This window comes from Sulfitobacter sp. PS-8MA (assembly GCF_040933935.1).
In the GTDB taxonomy this organism is placed as follows: Bacteria; Pseudomonadota; Alphaproteobacteria; order Rhodobacterales; family Rhodobacteraceae; genus Sulfitobacter.
The window spans coordinates 557,784-570,542 of the sequence record NZ_JBFQYJ010000006.1 but is presented as its reverse complement, the minus strand read 5'-3'; the positions used below and the strand labels follow the sequence as shown (position 1 = coordinate 570,542).

The window sequence follows — 12,759 nt, the reverse complement described above, 5'->3', positions numbered from 1 at the left end:
AGTGTGGGATGTTGGTTGTGGAGACGATTGCGAAGATCCGGCGGGCGTATTTTCAGGACAAGAAGCCGATTAAGCAGATTTGCCGGGAGTTACGGGTATCGCGGAACACGGTGCGCAAGGTAATCCGATCCGGTGTGACGGAGCTCACCTACGAGCGGACGGTCCAGCCGCAGCCGAAGATTGGGCCCTGGAAAGACAAGCTCGACGAGATGCTGTCAGTGAACGCGCGCAAGCCCAAGCGTGAGAGGCTGACCCGGATTAGGGTCTTCGAAGAACTCAGAGCCCTCGGATATGACGGCGGCTACGATGCTGTCCGGCGCTACGCGGCCTCATGGTCCAAGGAGGAACAGGGGGCATCAGCCGCTGCCTATGTGCCGCTGACCTTCGATCCCGGTGAGGCCTATCAGTTTGATTGGAGCCATGAGATCGTGGTGATCGATGGCGCGACGACGACAGTGAAGGTGGCGCACGTCCGCCTTTGCCATAGCCGAATGCTGTTCGTACGAGCCTACCCGCGCGAGTCACAGGAGATGGTCTTTGACGCCCACGACAAAGCTTTTGCCTTCTTCGGCGGAGCCTGTGCTCGGGGGATTTACGACAACATGAAGACGGCGGTGGATACGATCTTTGTCGGTCGCGACCGCGCCTATAATCGCCGGTTCCAGCAGATGTGCGGACATTACTTGGTCGATCCGGTCGCCTGCACCCCCGCCTCGGGCTGGGAGAAGGGACAGGTCGAGAACCAGGTCGGCGTTGTCCGGCGGCGGTTCTTCGTGCCGCGACCGAAGTTTAAAAGCTATGCCGAACTGAACGCTTGGCTTGAAGACCGGTGCGTTGCCTGGGCTCAGTCCAACCCGCACCCCGAGCTCCGGGATCGGACAACTTGGGAGGTGTTCAAGCAAGAACGAGCCAGCTTGGTGCCGTATGTCGGCCCCTTCAATGGCTTCCACGCGCTGCCTGCCTCGGTGTCCAAAACCTGCCTCGTTCGGTTCGATAAGAACCGCTACTCGGTGGATGGTCGAGCCGTCGGACGCCCAGTTGAGATCCGTGCTTATGCCGAGCGAGTCGAGTTCTGGCAGGACGGTAAGATTGTGGGGCAGCACGACCGAGCCTTCGGCCGCGATAAGTCGATTTACAACCCGCTGCACTACATCCCTGTTCTGGCTCGCAAACCGGGCGCGCTCAGGAATGGTGCGCCCTTCAAGGACTGGGAGCTGCCGCCAGCAATCAGGCGTGTGCAGCGCAAGCTTGGTAAGGTGCCGAACGGCGACCGCCAGATGGTTCAGATCCTGAGCATGATCCCAACCGACGGGCTGGATGCCGTGGATGCCGCTTGTGCCGAAGCCCTGAATGAAGGGGCTCACGCCGCCTCCGTCATCATTAACATCTTGGCCCGGCATCGTGAGCCGCCGCCGCCGTTGACCATCGATACGCCGGACGCGTTGCGGCTGACTTGCCAGCCCGTGGCCGATTGCCAACGTTACGACAGCCTCAGGAGACCCAACCATGGAAAGATCACAAGTGCTGGATGCGATGAGCCAGCTGAAGCTCTACGGCATGAAGGCCGCCTACGATGAGATCATCACGACAGCAGTGAAGCGTCAGCACGAACCGCAACAGATCGTCGGCGACCTCCTGCACGCCGAGATCAGCGAAAAGCAGGCGCGTTCGATCAGATACCAGATGAGGATTGCCAAACTACCACTGGCCAAGGAGGTCGATGAGTTCAGCTTCGAGAACACGCCGGTCAACGAGACGCTGGTGCGCGATCTGGCCTCCGGAGAGTTCCTTGAACATCAACGCAACGTCGTGCTGATCGGCGGCACCGGGACCGGCAAATCCCATCTTGCCGTGAGCATCGCCAGGGCCTGCATCCGCCGTGGTAAACGCGGCCGCTTCTTCAACATCGTCGACCTTGTGAACAAACTCGACGCAGAAGCCCGGGCTGATCGCCAGGGGCGCACTGCGGATCTCTTGTGCCGCCTCGACTTCCTGATCCTCGACGAGCTCGGCTATCTCCCCTTCGCCCAGACTGGCGGTCAGCTGCTGTTCCACCTCGTCAGTCGCCTCTACGAGCGCACGTCCATCATCGTAACGACCAACCTCGACTTCGGTGAGTGGCCATCAGTCTTCGGAGACGCCAAGATGACGACAGCACTGCTCGATCGCCTTACACACCACTGCGACATCGTCGAAACCGGCAACGAGAGCTGGCGCTTCAAGACCCGCGAATGACCTAAACCCCGCTGGCCCGATACGGCTGCGCTGTATAAAGGCTACACCGCATCGGGCCAGCTACCCGAGCGCTCCGATGGGGGGTCATTTTTGGATGCCGATAGGGGGTCAAGATTGCCTGCCGATTGACAGTCATATATGAACGCATGGTGACTGCGGTGGTCTGTGATCTGACGGTTGCAGCACTCTGCACCATCAACAAAAGCCTCTATGTAACAAGGTCCAACAGGCACTTGGGTAGAACGTCTCGCTACGGTGACCCCACGACCAGCAAGACTTTTCCGCGTCTTCTCGACCTTTTGGCTGATCCCGGACTTGTCCTGATCCATCAAGAACTTGGTTCCAGAACTGCGGATGGGAAAAGAAGGCGAACCGTTATCCGACCAAGTGCGACACTCTTACGCATCATTCGTAAGCATAGCGTATCGCTTGAGGACATAGGCGAACTCTTGCGGACAGAGCCAATCGAGCTGAAAGGTCAGCCTTTTGGGCGAAAAAAGCGAAATAAGCTGATCGACTACGACGAGACGGACTTCACGACGAAGGCGAGAAAGCACATTCAGGAAATCAATAACGCCTTGGCAAACGCAGACATTCGCTACACTGGCCCAGAGGTTGTTGATATCAACCAAAGACAGCTTCGTCGGTCATTCAATCGTGAGAGCTTCGAGAGCGGCGGCAGGCTTTGGGGAGGTTTTTGGCAGTCAATGAGCAAAAAAGACCGCCTCAGATACATCAGGATTGACGGGAAGGAAGTTGTAGAGGTCGACTACGGGCAAGTCATGCCGCGCTTACTGTATGCGATTAAAGGTGTGGCTCCGCCGATGCAAGACCTCTACGACATTCCCGGCATTGACGGCGAAAGGCAGGGCATCAAGAAAGTGATGTCTTCAATGCAGTTCGTCGAAAAACCCTTGTCCCGTTTTCCGCAAGGGACGTGCCGCTACTTTGGACGCGATGTTCGGGTTAAAGATGTAGAAAACGCCATTTTGTCGACCCATCCTGATATTGCCGACACCTTCCACAGAGGGTTGGGCCATCGATGTCAGTTCATGGAAAGCCAAATCCTCGTCGAGGTGCTGCGCGTCCTAAATGGCATGGGTGTAGTCCCTCTCCCGATCCACGACGCGATACTGGTGCCAGCTTCAGCTGTCGATCTGGCTCAAAGGGTCATGCTCTACACCTTCAAGCGTCACACGGGACAAGACGGGGAGGTAGATGTCCTGACCAAGCATGACTTTGGACCTGACGATGACCTTCAGCTTGCAGCCTAAGCTATACCCTCCTCGTGGTGGTAATAGAAGGAGCAACTACGACGGGGTAGACCCTATAGCTTGCGGCTACAGCTCATAGCTAAAGGATATAACTAAAGGTAACTCCCTATAGAGGGACTCATAAGCCATCCCTCGCTCAAGACCCCTGATGCTATCCCCCCTGCCTTCAAGCGGATGTTTCAGGGGTCGCATATCTCAGCGGCTTACCCTTATCGATCAAGCACTCGTTTCCCCCCGGTGGGGTGGGTCTCCCCCGCCACCCTTCAGGGACATGCCGTAGGAGTCCTAAGGAGTCGCTGTAGACGCCTCTCGATACGGCAGGGTGTATTCCCTCCCTTCAAGCAGAACGGCACTCTCAGGCTCTCTTTGAGACTCTCAGCTACCGTAGAACATACCGTAGAACACACGGTGCCTGTTGACGGGGATTCACTGATGCTGATACCCCTGTTTTTGTTGAGGCTTTCGGCTGATGCGGTGCCTGTAACGGGAACACAACGGAGATAACCCTCCGCCCCCGGGCACCATTGCATCCGTTAAGCCATTGTAAGACCTCAGCTTTATCTCAGGATGGAGCTACCGTAGAACATGGCCGTCTGGCTATACTACAGTTCGCATCCATTTGGCCAACACATTGAGTGGGTAGCCTGTGCCGTAGCCATGCCCGACCCCCTCGGTCTGCCAGCCTCCGATCTGATCCACTATGTCGGCGGGGCACTCCACAGCCCGCAGTCGGTCACGCATCGAGTGACGGAAGCTGTGCATGGTCCCTTTTTCGCGGACGTATGGCTTCATCCATTTGTTCAACGCCGCACTCGCAGAGTTGGCATTGGTCTGGTCGCCCTTGTTGTATCGCGGGAAGGCGAACTCGCTATCCTTTACGCTGTCGTGGACACTCTGAGCGGCCCAGAGCGCTGCGCCCACGAGCGGGACCTTCCGGTTGCTGCCTGCCGTCTTCAAGCGCCGCCACGGATGCTCTCGCACGACCACATGCGGGATCGGATCATCGAGCTTGAGGTCCTCTCTCAGCAGACCTGCAGCCTCAGCGAGGCGCATCCCGGTGTCAGATACCAAGGCGACCAGCCAGCGCAGATCATCGTCGAGCTTGCGGCACTCGCTCTGTAGGGTGCGAATGACATCGAGCGGCAACGGTTCCCGATCCTCAACGCCTGCGTTGCGGTCGTAGTAGACCCTGCCGAATGGGTTGGTGATGTCGATACCGATCTCGGCGGCAGCGAAGTTGATGACCGAACGCACCGTTCCGAAGACGCGCGTCATGCTGCTGCCTGCCAGTCCGCGCTTGATCAAATCGTCGCGGAAGGCGTTCGCGTCGGCCTTGGTGTAGGCGGTGATGTCCTTGTCGCCACAGACGTCGATGACGTAGCCGCAGGAGCGCTCAGCGGCGCGGTGGAAGGTGACCGAGCGTCCCTGCCCCTTGAGCCGAAGGTAGATGCCCACGGCTTCCGAGAGCTTCACGGTTTCAACTACGGCGGCTGTCATGGCCATCGCGGCAGGGACAGCGTTGGTGTACTGCGCCAAGCGCAGCATGTGCTTCCCCGGTAGATCGCAGTCGTTGATCCTGAGGAAATACCAGTGCTCGTCGAGCCGCTGTGCAGCTCTCAAGGCGCGAGAGGTAGCGACAGATGCCGACCTCGTGCGCAACGAGAAGGAGATTTTCGACGACGTGTAGTGCTGCTTCAGGTCCTTCGGGACTCGTCTCACGAAGTAGAAAACGCCGTCTTTGACAAATGAGTGGGGTGCAGTTTTGTTCTCCGCCATGTTCTACGGTAGCTCCATCCTGAGATAAAGCTGAGGTCTTACAATGGCTTAACGGATGCAATGGTGCCCGGGGGCGGAATCGAACCACCGACACGAGGATTTTCAATCCACTGCTCTACCCCTGAGCTACCCGGGCACGGGTCACCTCTTTCGAGGTCGGGTGAGCGGGTTCTAGGACCTGTGGCGCGGGGTGTCCAGCCCCATTTTGCCCTGAAACCCACTTCTTTTCACAAAACCCAAATTTTCCTGTCTTAATGGGGCTTTGCGGGGCGGTCTTGTGCTGCTTCGGCGGCGTCAATGGCCGCTTCCACGTCTTCGGGATCGCGCGAGGGGACGGCGTAGCTGCCGTTGAACCAGCGGCCCAGATCGATGTCGGCGCAGCGGCGCGAGCAGAAGGGGCGGTGGGCCTTGACGGTTTCGGCTTTGCAGATCGGACAGCTCATTGCCCCGCCCCCGCCAAAACCTCCGCCAGCACCGGGCGGGCGCGTTTGCGTTGCAGCTCGTAATGGCCCAGCGGGGTCCAACCGACCAGCGTCGTATCTACGTCATCGGTGCGGAAGGCGGCACGCAGTGCGCTCTCGAAAGTGCGGCGGTCCTTCTTGGGCATGGGCGCGAGGTCGAGCGTGATTTGCCCGCCGAGCCCGCGCAGGCGCAGGGCGCGGGGGAGCGCCTTGGCGCAGGCCATATTGGCTTTCACCCCAGCGGCGAGAGAGGCGTCATTGCCGGTATTCACATCGACGGCCACCAGTGCCCGGGTCGGCTCCACGAAGATCGAGGCGCCGCCCCCCAGCGAAACCTGCGCCGAGGCCACCCGGTCGAGTTCTTCCAGAACACCGTGATCGTCGAAGCCGCCGGCGTCGGTCACCACCTCGGCGGGCGCGGTCCAGTCGCGCCAGGCGAGCAGATGCGGGCCATCGCCTTCGCTCAGCACCTCCATTTCCTGCCCGTCATCGTTGGCCACGCTACCGGCAAGCGCGAGCATATTCGCGATATCTTCGGCAATATCCTCGGCATCGGCACCGGCACAGGAGGAGCGCAGGATCAGGCCCAGATCGGCCCCGCCCGCGACCTCATGGGCGATTTCGAGCAGTCGGTCGCGCTCTGCCTCATCCTTGATAGAGCGCGAGATGTTCAGCCCCGGCGCCTCCGGCGTCACGATGGCATAGCGCGATTTGAACAGCAGCTTGTTGCTCACCGGGATCGCTTTGCCCGGCTCGGCATGGCCCGAGACCTGCACGAGAATCGCCTGACCGGGGGCGAGCCCCTTGATCTGGCGCAGAAAGGCCGCGCCATCCGGGGTCTTGAGGAACATGCCCCCCTGCCCCTTCACCGGCCGATCCGCAATCGCGCGGTAGACGGTGCCGACGCGCGGCGCGTCACTGTCGATGAGAAAATCGTCCAACTTGCCGTCCACCATAAGTGCTGCGGCCTCGATATCACCGAGATGGTCAAGAATGATCGTTCGGCCCTTCATGCGGCACCTCCGTCAAATGGGTAGCCTGCTGCCTGCAGCAGGTTTGCAGCCTCGGCCAATGGCAGGCCGACGATTGCGGTGAATGACCCGCTGATCCAGGGGATCAAGGCACTGGCGGGGCCTTGGATGCCATAGCCGCCCGCCTTGCCGCGCCAATCGCCGGTGGCGAGGTAGCGGCGAATCTCGGGCTCGGACAGGGATTTCATCTTCACGCTGCTCTGCACATCGCGCTGCCAAAGCCGCTCGCCGCGTTTCACGGCAACCGCCGTGATGACCTTATGACGCCGCCCCGACATCAGCCGCAGAAAGGCCTCGGCCTCGGCTTCATCCTCGGGCTTGCCGAGGATCCGCCGCCCGAGCGCCACGGTCGTATCGGCGCAGAGCACGATGTCACCCTCCCCCGCAGGCACCGCCGCCACCTTTTCGCGCGCCATGCGGGCGCAATAGGGGCGCGGCAGTTCCGCCTTTTGCGGGGTCTCGTCAATGTCGGGGGCACGAATGGCATCGGGGGTCACACCGATCTGCGCGAGCAGCTCCAGCCGGCGCGGTGATCCTGATCCGAGAATGAATTGCATCTTAGGGGCCTCTTTGCCTGAGGCCGGCGGCCCGGTCGGGGCCGCGCACGGCCCCGCCTGCGCCGCGCAACGCGGTGCCGCTTACTTGAAGCGATAGTTGATCCGACCCTTGGTCAGATCATAGGGTGTCATTTCCACCTGAACCTTGTCGCCAGCCAGAACACGGATGCGGTTTTTCCGCATCTTGCCTGCCGTATGCGCGATGATCTCATGGCCGTTTTCCAGCTCGACCCGAAACGTCGCGTTAGGCAGGAGTTCCTTCACGACACCGGGAAATTCGAGCGTATCTTCCTTGGCCATGGTCTCTCCTTGAGCACAAAACCCTCCGATTTGAGGGCGCAGGCTTAGATGGGCGCATTTTACCAGTTTTTCAAGAGGGATTCAGCGCAAAGCGACGTTTATCGCTTTTCCATCCCGCCCGATCTGATCCTGCCAGTCGCGCCGGTTAAGCACGATGCCATCCGCGCGCACCTCTGCCACCTGTGCCAGGTCGGCCTCGGCGATGGTCCAGCCGGGGGCATTGACTTCGCGCACGGACAAGACGCCGGTGGGCGGAAAGCCCCGGTCCGGCGGGCAGAAAATACCCCCGGCGCCAAAGGATCGCCCCAAAGCCTCGGACCAATCCGCTGCGCCCACCACCGAAGACATTGCGGTAATGCCCTGATTCTCAAGCGCCCGGGCCATGGAGCCGATGCGCACCCGCCAATAGCCCGCCAATGTTTCGGTCACGCTCGGCACGCAGATCACGTCGCAGTCGGCCAGGGCCCGGCCCAAAAGCGGAAACTCACTGTCATAGCAGATCAGAATCCCGATCTTGCCCAGGGTGGTGTCAAAGACCTGCAGCGCATTGCCCCCGATCACCCCCCATTCCTCACGCTCGAAACGGGTCATGATCTGCTTGTCCTGCACCCCGATCTGCCCTGCGGGCGTGATCAGCCGCGCGCGGTTCACCGGGCGGCTGTCGGTCGCTGCGGGGCCGGAGGCCGCGACGATATGCACGTTATGCTCAGCCGCCAGTTTCACATGCAACCGGTCCGCCTCTTCCAACCTGTCCGACACCGCATAGAGCGAGCGCTCCAGATCCCCCGCCACATCGGCACCGTCGAGTGTCGCCAGTTCCATCGCGCCATATTCCGGAAAGACCAGCAGTTCCGCACCCTGTACCGCCGCCTCGGCAACCCAATGCGCCAGCTTGTCCTCATACTGCGCCCAGGAGGTCAGAACATCGAGCGGATAGGCAGCGGTGGCGATTTTCATGGCAGGCTCCGGGGCTGGTTTGGCGGCAGTCTGCGCGGCTTTGACGGAGGCTTCAAGGGCGATATGCTGCGCGCCAGCTTGAAGGCGGTTCGTAAATCAGGGAAGGTTCAGCATGACCAAGATCGTAATCCTCACCGGCGCGGGCATTTCTGCCGAAAGCGGGCTGGAGACCTTCCGCGCTTCCGACGGGCTCTGGGCGCAGCACCGGGTCGAAGACGTGGCCACGCCCGAAGCCTTTGCCCGCAATCCCAAACTGGTGGTCGATTTCTACAACGCCCGCCGCGCCCAGGCGGCCGAGGTCGCGCCCAATGCCGCGCATCGCGCGCTGGCCCGGCTGGAGGCCGAGCTGGACGGTGAGGTGGTGGTGATCACCCAGAATGTCGATGATCTGCACGAACAGGGCGGCTCGCAAAAGGTGATGCATATGCATGGCAGCCTCAAAGGCGCGCTCTGCGCCGCCTGTGACCACCGCTGGCCCGCCCCGATGGTCATGGCAGCCGGCGACCCCTGCCCCGCCTGCAACGCCCCTGCGGCGCGCCCCGACATCGTTTGGTTCGGTGAAATGCCCTATGACATGGACGCGCTCTTTGACCATCTGGCCGAGGCCGACATTTTCGCGGCCATCGGCACCTCGGGCAATGTCTACCCCGCCGCCGGTTTCGTCGCCGAAGCCCGCCGCGCCGGGGCGCATACGGTGGAGTTCAATCTGGAGCGGTCCGCCGTGGGCAATCAGTTCGAGGAACACCGCATCGGTCCCGCCAGCCAAACGGTGCCGGACTGGGTGGCCGAGATCTTGCAAGGCTGACGCCGGGCGCTCAGCAGCCTTTCGCCCCCCCAGAAAAGAAAAAGGCCCCGATCCTTGCGGATCGAGGCCCCAATCGTCAAAGCATCAAGCCTTAGCTCAGCACATCAGCCGTGGCGCTGGACTTGGCGATCGCTTTCTTGATCTTCAGCGCGTTCTCGGACAGTTCAACGTCCTTGGCTTTCGCCAGGAACTTGTCCAGACCACCGCGGTGGTCAACGCTGCGCAGGGCTGCGGCAGAGATGCGCAGTTTGAACGCACGGCCCAGTGCCTCGGACTGCAACGACACGTCGTTGAGGTTCGGCAAGAACCGGCGACGGGTGCGGTTGTTGGCGTGGCTTACATTGTTGCCCGTCATCGGGCCTTTTCCGGTCAATTCGCAACGGCGCGACATGGGTTCATCCTTTTGCTGTTGTGCCTTCCCAGCGATCCGGGGCAACACATACGATAGGGGCCGCGCAGAGCCGACCCTGAATTGGTCCGCTGGCTTTAGTGGGAATCGCGGGAGCCGTCAACCCGAAGCGCAGCCGATGGAAGCTTTTCCCTTGAAATGAGGCCGAGCTCTCCCCACCGGCACCCCCCATCTTAGAAAATTGGGCCGCTTTCCGCCATAGAAGCAAGACTTTCCTTTGCATCCGCCGGGCGGATTTGCGATGCAGACCCATGACTTTACAGATGCGCGCGCTCCTCGTTCACCTTTTCACCGCCACCGGTGCCGTTCTCGCCATGCTGGCGATGCTCGCCGCTGTGGAGGAGGAATGGGACCTGATGTTCCTCTGGCTGGTGATTGCCTTTTTCGTCGATGGGATCGATGGGCCGCTGGCGCGGAAATATGATGTAAAGACCAATGCGCCCGAGTTCGACGGCGTCTTGATGGATCTCATCATCGACTATCTGACCTATGTCTTCATCCCGGCCTTTGCGCTTTTCACCTCCGGCCTGATGGATGGCTGGAGCGGCTGGGCGATGATTATCATCATCACCTTTACCAGCGTGATGTATTTCTCGGACACGCGCATGAAGACAAAGGACAATTCTTTCAAAGGCTTCCCCGGCTGCTGGAACATGCTTGTGCTGGTGCTCTTTGCGCTCGCGCCGGAATGGTGGGTCAGCCTGATCATCGTGACCATTCTGTCGGCGGCGATGTTCGCCCCGATCAAATTCGTGCATCCGGTCCGCACCGAGCGCTGGCGCGCGGTGACCCTGCCGATGGCGCTGGCATGGACCTTCTTTGCCGGCTGGTCGGCCTGGGTGAACTTTCACCCCGAAAGCTGGGCGCATTGGGGTCTTGTTGTCACCTCGGTCTATCTGGTCGGCGCGGGGGCGGCGCAGCAATTGATCCCGGCAAAGGACGATTGAGGATCAAAAGCCTTGACCTCAACCTAGGTTGAGGCGTCAGACAGGTCTCATTCAAGGAGACCGCCATGCCCCAGATCACCCCTGATTCTATCGAGACATCAACCGCCTATGTATCCTGGGCCGAGTTTCTGGGCAGCGCCTATGCGGCCTCGCTGGCCCTGGTCTGTCTGGCGGTCTGGCTCCACGCTGCCGACAGTTTGATCGTGGCCACCATGCTGCCCTCTATCGTGGCAGAGATCGGCGGCGCGGCCTTGGTAAGTTGGAGCGTGTCGATCTATGAGATCGGCTCCATCGTCGCCGGGGCCGCGGCGGCCCTGCTGACCATGCGCCACGGGCTGCGCGGACCGATGAGCCTTTCTGCCGTGCTCTTCGGTGCCGGCTGTGCGCTCAGCGCGATCAGCCCATCGATGACGGTGCTTTTGGTCGGGCGCGCGCTTCAGGGCCTGGGCGGCGGTGGTCTGGTCGCGATGAGCTTCGTGGCGCTTGGCGTGCTCTTCCCCCGGCGCTATGCCGCTCGGGCTTTGGCGGTCGTCTCCACCTTCTGGGGCATCTCGGCCTTTCTCGGTCCGCTGATTGGCGGTTTCTTTGTCGAATACGCAAGCTGGCGGCTGGGGTTCTGGTTTTTCGCGGCCCAGGCCTTTGGCCTCGCGCTTTGGATCGCCCTGCGCGGCGGAATCGCTCAGCCCGCTGCGGTGACCGAGATGGACCGTTTTCCGGTCACCCGTCTGGCGCTGCTGTGTCTGGCGGTGGTGCTGATCTCGCTCGGCGGTGTGCGGGTCGAACCGCTGAGCACCACGCTTTACGTCGCGGCGGGGCTTTTCTGTCTCGGCTGGTTCTTCTGGCGCGACAATGCCGCCGGGGAGACCGTCTGCTGCCCGCCGCGTCACTGGACCCGCGCCATGCCGCGGGCGCGACATTGCTGATGTTGCTTTTGCTGTCGATGGCAACGGTCGCGATCCTTGCTTACGGGCCGTTGCTGATGGTGGCTGTGCATGGCACCTCGGCGCTGATCGCGGGCTATATCGTGGCCGCCTCCTCGGTGGGCTGGACCTTGACCGCCGTCGTGGTCAGCGGCGCGCCGGAGCGGCAGGACCGCATGTGGATCGTGGCGGGCATGGCAATGACAACCTTTGCCGTGGCGGGGTTCGCCTATGCGGTGCCGCAAGGGCCCTTGTGGCTGATCGCGGTTTTCGCCCTGCTTGAGGGCGGCGGCTTTGGTCTGGCCTGGACCTTCATTCTGCGCCGCGTCACCGCGCTTGTGCCAGAGAGCGAAGAGCAGCGTGTCTCCGGCGCCATGCCGACGATACAGCGCCTCGGCTATGCGCTCGGCGCGGCCTATCTGGGCATCATCGCTAATGCCTCGGGCTTCCTGACGATGGACGGCGCCGCAGAGGCCGAGACGGTCGCGCGGTGGGTGTTCCTGTCCTGCGTCCCGCTGGCGCTGGCGGGGCTTCTCGCCGTCTGGGGGCTGGTGCGGCGGCATGGCTACGACGCGGGCCTGACCTAGATCAGCAGCCCCGCCGCCCCCTCGTGGCGCAGCAGGGCCACTTTCGTCTCCACCCCGCCCGCGCCGCTGAAGCCGGTCAGCCCCCTAGCGCCCATGACACGGTGACAGGGGATCAGGATCGGGATCGGATTGCCGCCGCAAGCGCCGCCGACCGCCTGTGCCGGGACGCCAAGCTCGCGGGCGATCTCGCCGTAGGTGCGGGTCTCGCCAAAGGGGATGGCCGCGATGGCTCTGCAGACAGCGCGCAGAAAGTCGCTGCCCGCCACGCGCAGCGGCAGGTCAAAGGACCGGCGCCGGCCTTGGGCATATTCGCCAAGCTGCGCAAGCGCGGTTTCCAAAAGGTCAGAGCGGTCCTGCCGCGCGGCCCGCCCCCAGCCAAGCGCCGCGATCGCGCCGCCGTCCTCGGTGAGGATCAGATCGCCGAAGGGCGTGGAGAGGGAGGCCTGTTTCATCCCCCCACCCTGCCCCGGAAAACACTGTTGCGAAAGAGCGCTGAGGGC

General features: G+C 61.8%; 15 protein-coding genes and 1 tRNA gene. 7 read left to right on the top strand and 9 right to left on the bottom strand.

From position 1 onward, the window contains the following. The first annotated feature begins 8 nt into the window (after window positions 1-8). From istA to AB4M76_RS06700, 3 genes are all read left to right on the top strand, one after another. Window positions 9-1,577, top strand: coding sequence for an IS21 family transposase (gene istA, locus AB4M76_RS06710; protein WP_368440053.1), 1,569 nt, complete (start codon window positions 9-11; stop codon window positions 1,575-1,577). Then, window positions 1,507-2,235: an IS21-like element ISPkr1 family helper ATPase IstB gene (gene istB / locus AB4M76_RS06705; RefSeq protein WP_317388941.1), complete on the top strand. Its 729-nt coding sequence runs from the start codon at window positions 1,507-1,509 to the stop codon at window positions 2,233-2,235. The genes istA and istB overlap by 71 nt, the downstream gene beginning before the upstream one ends. A 149-nt stretch (window positions 2,236-2,384) precedes the next feature. After that, window positions 2,385-3,509 (top strand): hypothetical protein, encoded by a 1,125-nt coding sequence (locus AB4M76_RS06700; protein WP_368441027.1) that lies wholly within the window; start codon window positions 2,385-2,387, stop codon window positions 3,507-3,509. Between the two features lie 597 nt (window positions 3,510-4,106). On the opposite strand, the gene AB4M76_RS06695 is transcribed toward AB4M76_RS06700, so the two are convergent. The 7 genes from AB4M76_RS06695 to AB4M76_RS06665 form a co-directional block, all read right to left on the bottom strand. Continuing rightward, window positions 4,107-5,285 (bottom strand): DUF6538 domain-containing protein, encoded by a 1,179-nt coding sequence (locus tag AB4M76_RS06695; protein WP_368441026.1) that lies wholly within the window; start codon window positions 5,283-5,285, stop codon window positions 4,107-4,109. Between the two features lie 61 nt (window positions 5,286-5,346). Continuing rightward, window positions 5,347-5,421: transfer RNA gene (locus AB4M76_RS06690), tRNA-Phe, on the bottom strand. A gap of 115 nt (window positions 5,422-5,536) precedes the next feature. Further along, window positions 5,537-5,728, bottom strand: a complete 192-nt coding sequence (locus tag AB4M76_RS06685) for a DNA gyrase inhibitor YacG (protein WP_067268003.1) — start codon at window positions 5,726-5,728, stop codon at window positions 5,537-5,539. Continuing rightward, a complete protein-coding gene (locus AB4M76_RS06680; RefSeq protein WP_368441025.1) occupies window positions 5,725-6,759 on the bottom strand; it encodes a ribonuclease E/G in 1,035 nt (344 codons plus the stop codon). Before AB4M76_RS06680 ends, AB4M76_RS06685 begins: the two co-directional genes overlap by 4 nt. After that, entirely contained in the window at window positions 6,756-7,334 is a 579-nt protein-coding gene (locus tag AB4M76_RS06675) for a nucleoside triphosphate pyrophosphatase (protein WP_368441024.1), read from the bottom strand. The genes AB4M76_RS06680 and AB4M76_RS06675 overlap by 4 nt, the downstream gene beginning before the upstream one ends. Before the next feature lie 81 nt (window positions 7,335-7,415). Next, the gene (gene infA / locus AB4M76_RS06670; RefSeq protein ID WP_005978431.1) at window positions 7,416-7,634 is read right to left on the bottom strand and encodes a translation initiation factor IF-1; all 219 of its coding nucleotides are present in this window, start codon (window positions 7,632-7,634) and stop codon (window positions 7,416-7,418) included. 81 nt (window positions 7,635-7,715) lie between these two features. Continuing rightward, window positions 7,716-8,591: a carbon-nitrogen hydrolase family protein gene (locus AB4M76_RS06665; RefSeq protein ID WP_368441023.1), complete on the bottom strand. Its 876-nt coding sequence runs from the start codon at window positions 8,589-8,591 to the stop codon at window positions 7,716-7,718. Between the two features lie 112 nt (window positions 8,592-8,703). Between AB4M76_RS06665 and AB4M76_RS06660 the strand changes: the two genes are divergently transcribed. Next, window positions 8,704-9,396 carry an NAD-dependent deacylase gene (locus AB4M76_RS06660; RefSeq protein ID WP_368441022.1) on the top strand — a complete coding sequence of 231 codons (693 nt, stop codon included), beginning with the start codon at window positions 8,704-8,706 and terminating at the stop codon, window positions 9,394-9,396. Between the two features lie 91 nt (window positions 9,397-9,487). On the opposite strand, the gene rpmB is transcribed toward AB4M76_RS06660, so the two are convergent. Next, on the bottom strand, window positions 9,488-9,787 hold the full coding sequence (rpmB, locus tag AB4M76_RS06655) for a 50S ribosomal protein L28 (RefSeq protein ID WP_368441021.1): 300 nt from the start codon (window positions 9,785-9,787) through the stop codon (window positions 9,488-9,490). Between the two features lie 269 nt (window positions 9,788-10,056). Between rpmB and AB4M76_RS06650 the strand changes: the two genes are divergently transcribed. The 3 genes from AB4M76_RS06650 to AB4M76_RS06640 all read left to right on the top strand — a co-directional run bounded on the left by AB4M76_RS06650 (window position 10,057) and on the right by AB4M76_RS06640 (window position 12,259). After that, window positions 10,057-10,752 carry a phosphatidylcholine/phosphatidylserine synthase gene (locus AB4M76_RS06650; RefSeq protein WP_368441020.1) on the top strand — a complete coding sequence of 232 codons (696 nt, stop codon included), beginning with the start codon at window positions 10,057-10,059 and terminating at the stop codon, window positions 10,750-10,752. 65 nt (window positions 10,753-10,817) lie between these two features. Next, entirely contained in the window at window positions 10,818-11,675 is an 858-nt protein-coding gene (locus AB4M76_RS06645; protein ID WP_368441019.1) for an MFS transporter, read from the top strand. Further along, complete coding sequence (locus tag AB4M76_RS06640; protein ID WP_368441018.1) at window positions 11,675-12,259, top strand: MFS transporter; 585 nt, start codon at window positions 11,675-11,677, stop codon at window positions 12,257-12,259. The genes AB4M76_RS06645 and AB4M76_RS06640 overlap by 1 nt, the downstream gene beginning before the upstream one ends. Here the strand turns inward: AB4M76_RS06640 and AB4M76_RS06635 are convergent. Next, window positions 12,256-12,711, bottom strand: a complete 456-nt coding sequence (locus tag AB4M76_RS06635; RefSeq protein ID WP_368441017.1) for a methylated-DNA--[protein]-cysteine S-methyltransferase — start codon at window positions 12,709-12,711, stop codon at window positions 12,256-12,258. The genes AB4M76_RS06640 and AB4M76_RS06635 overlap by 4 nt on opposite strands. Between the last annotated feature and the right edge of the window lie 48 nt (window positions 12,712-12,759).

Bases quoted from the DNA above. Each gene is read 5' to 3' on its own strand.
- istA (WP_368440053.1), top strand. From the start codon at position 9: ATGTTGGTTGTGGAGACGATTGCGAAGATCCGGCGGGCGTATTTTCAG.
- istB (WP_317388941.1), top strand. From the start codon at position 1,507: ATGGAAAGATCACAAGTGCTGGATGCGATGAGCCAGCTGAAGCTCTAC.
- AB4M76_RS06695 (WP_368441026.1), bottom strand. From the start codon at position 5,285: ATGGCGGAGAACAAAACTGCACCCCACTCATTTGTCAAAGACGGCGTT.
- AB4M76_RS06685 (WP_067268003.1), bottom strand. From the start codon at position 5,728: ATGAGCTGTCCGATCTGCAAAGCCGAAACCGTCAAGGCCCACCGCCCC.
- AB4M76_RS06680 (WP_368441025.1), bottom strand. From the start codon at position 6,759: ATGAAGGGCCGAACGATCATTCTTGACCATCTCGGTGATATCGAGGCC.
- AB4M76_RS06675 (WP_368441024.1), bottom strand. From the start codon at position 7,334: ATGCAATTCATTCTCGGATCAGGATCACCGCGCCGGCTGGAGCTGCTC.
- infA (WP_005978431.1), bottom strand. From the start codon at position 7,634: ATGGCCAAGGAAGATACGCTCGAATTTCCCGGTGTCGTGAAGGAACTC.
- AB4M76_RS06665 (WP_368441023.1), bottom strand. From the start codon at position 8,591: ATGAAAATCGCCACCGCTGCCTATCCGCTCGATGTTCTGACCTCCTGG.
- AB4M76_RS06660 (WP_368441022.1), top strand. From the start codon at position 8,704: ATGACCAAGATCGTAATCCTCACCGGCGCGGGCATTTCTGCCGAAAGC.
- rpmB (WP_368441021.1), bottom strand. From the start codon at position 9,787: ATGTCGCGCCGTTGCGAATTGACCGGAAAAGGCCCGATGACGGGCAAC.
- AB4M76_RS06650 (WP_368441020.1), top strand. From the start codon at position 10,057: ATGACTTTACAGATGCGCGCGCTCCTCGTTCACCTTTTCACCGCCACC.
- AB4M76_RS06645 (WP_368441019.1), top strand. From the start codon at position 10,818: ATGCCCCAGATCACCCCTGATTCTATCGAGACATCAACCGCCTATGTA.
- AB4M76_RS06640 (WP_368441018.1), top strand. From the start codon at position 11,675: ATGTTGCTTTTGCTGTCGATGGCAACGGTCGCGATCCTTGCTTACGGG.
- AB4M76_RS06635 (WP_368441017.1), bottom strand. From the start codon at position 12,711: ATGAAACAGGCCTCCCTCTCCACGCCCTTCGGCGATCTGATCCTCACC.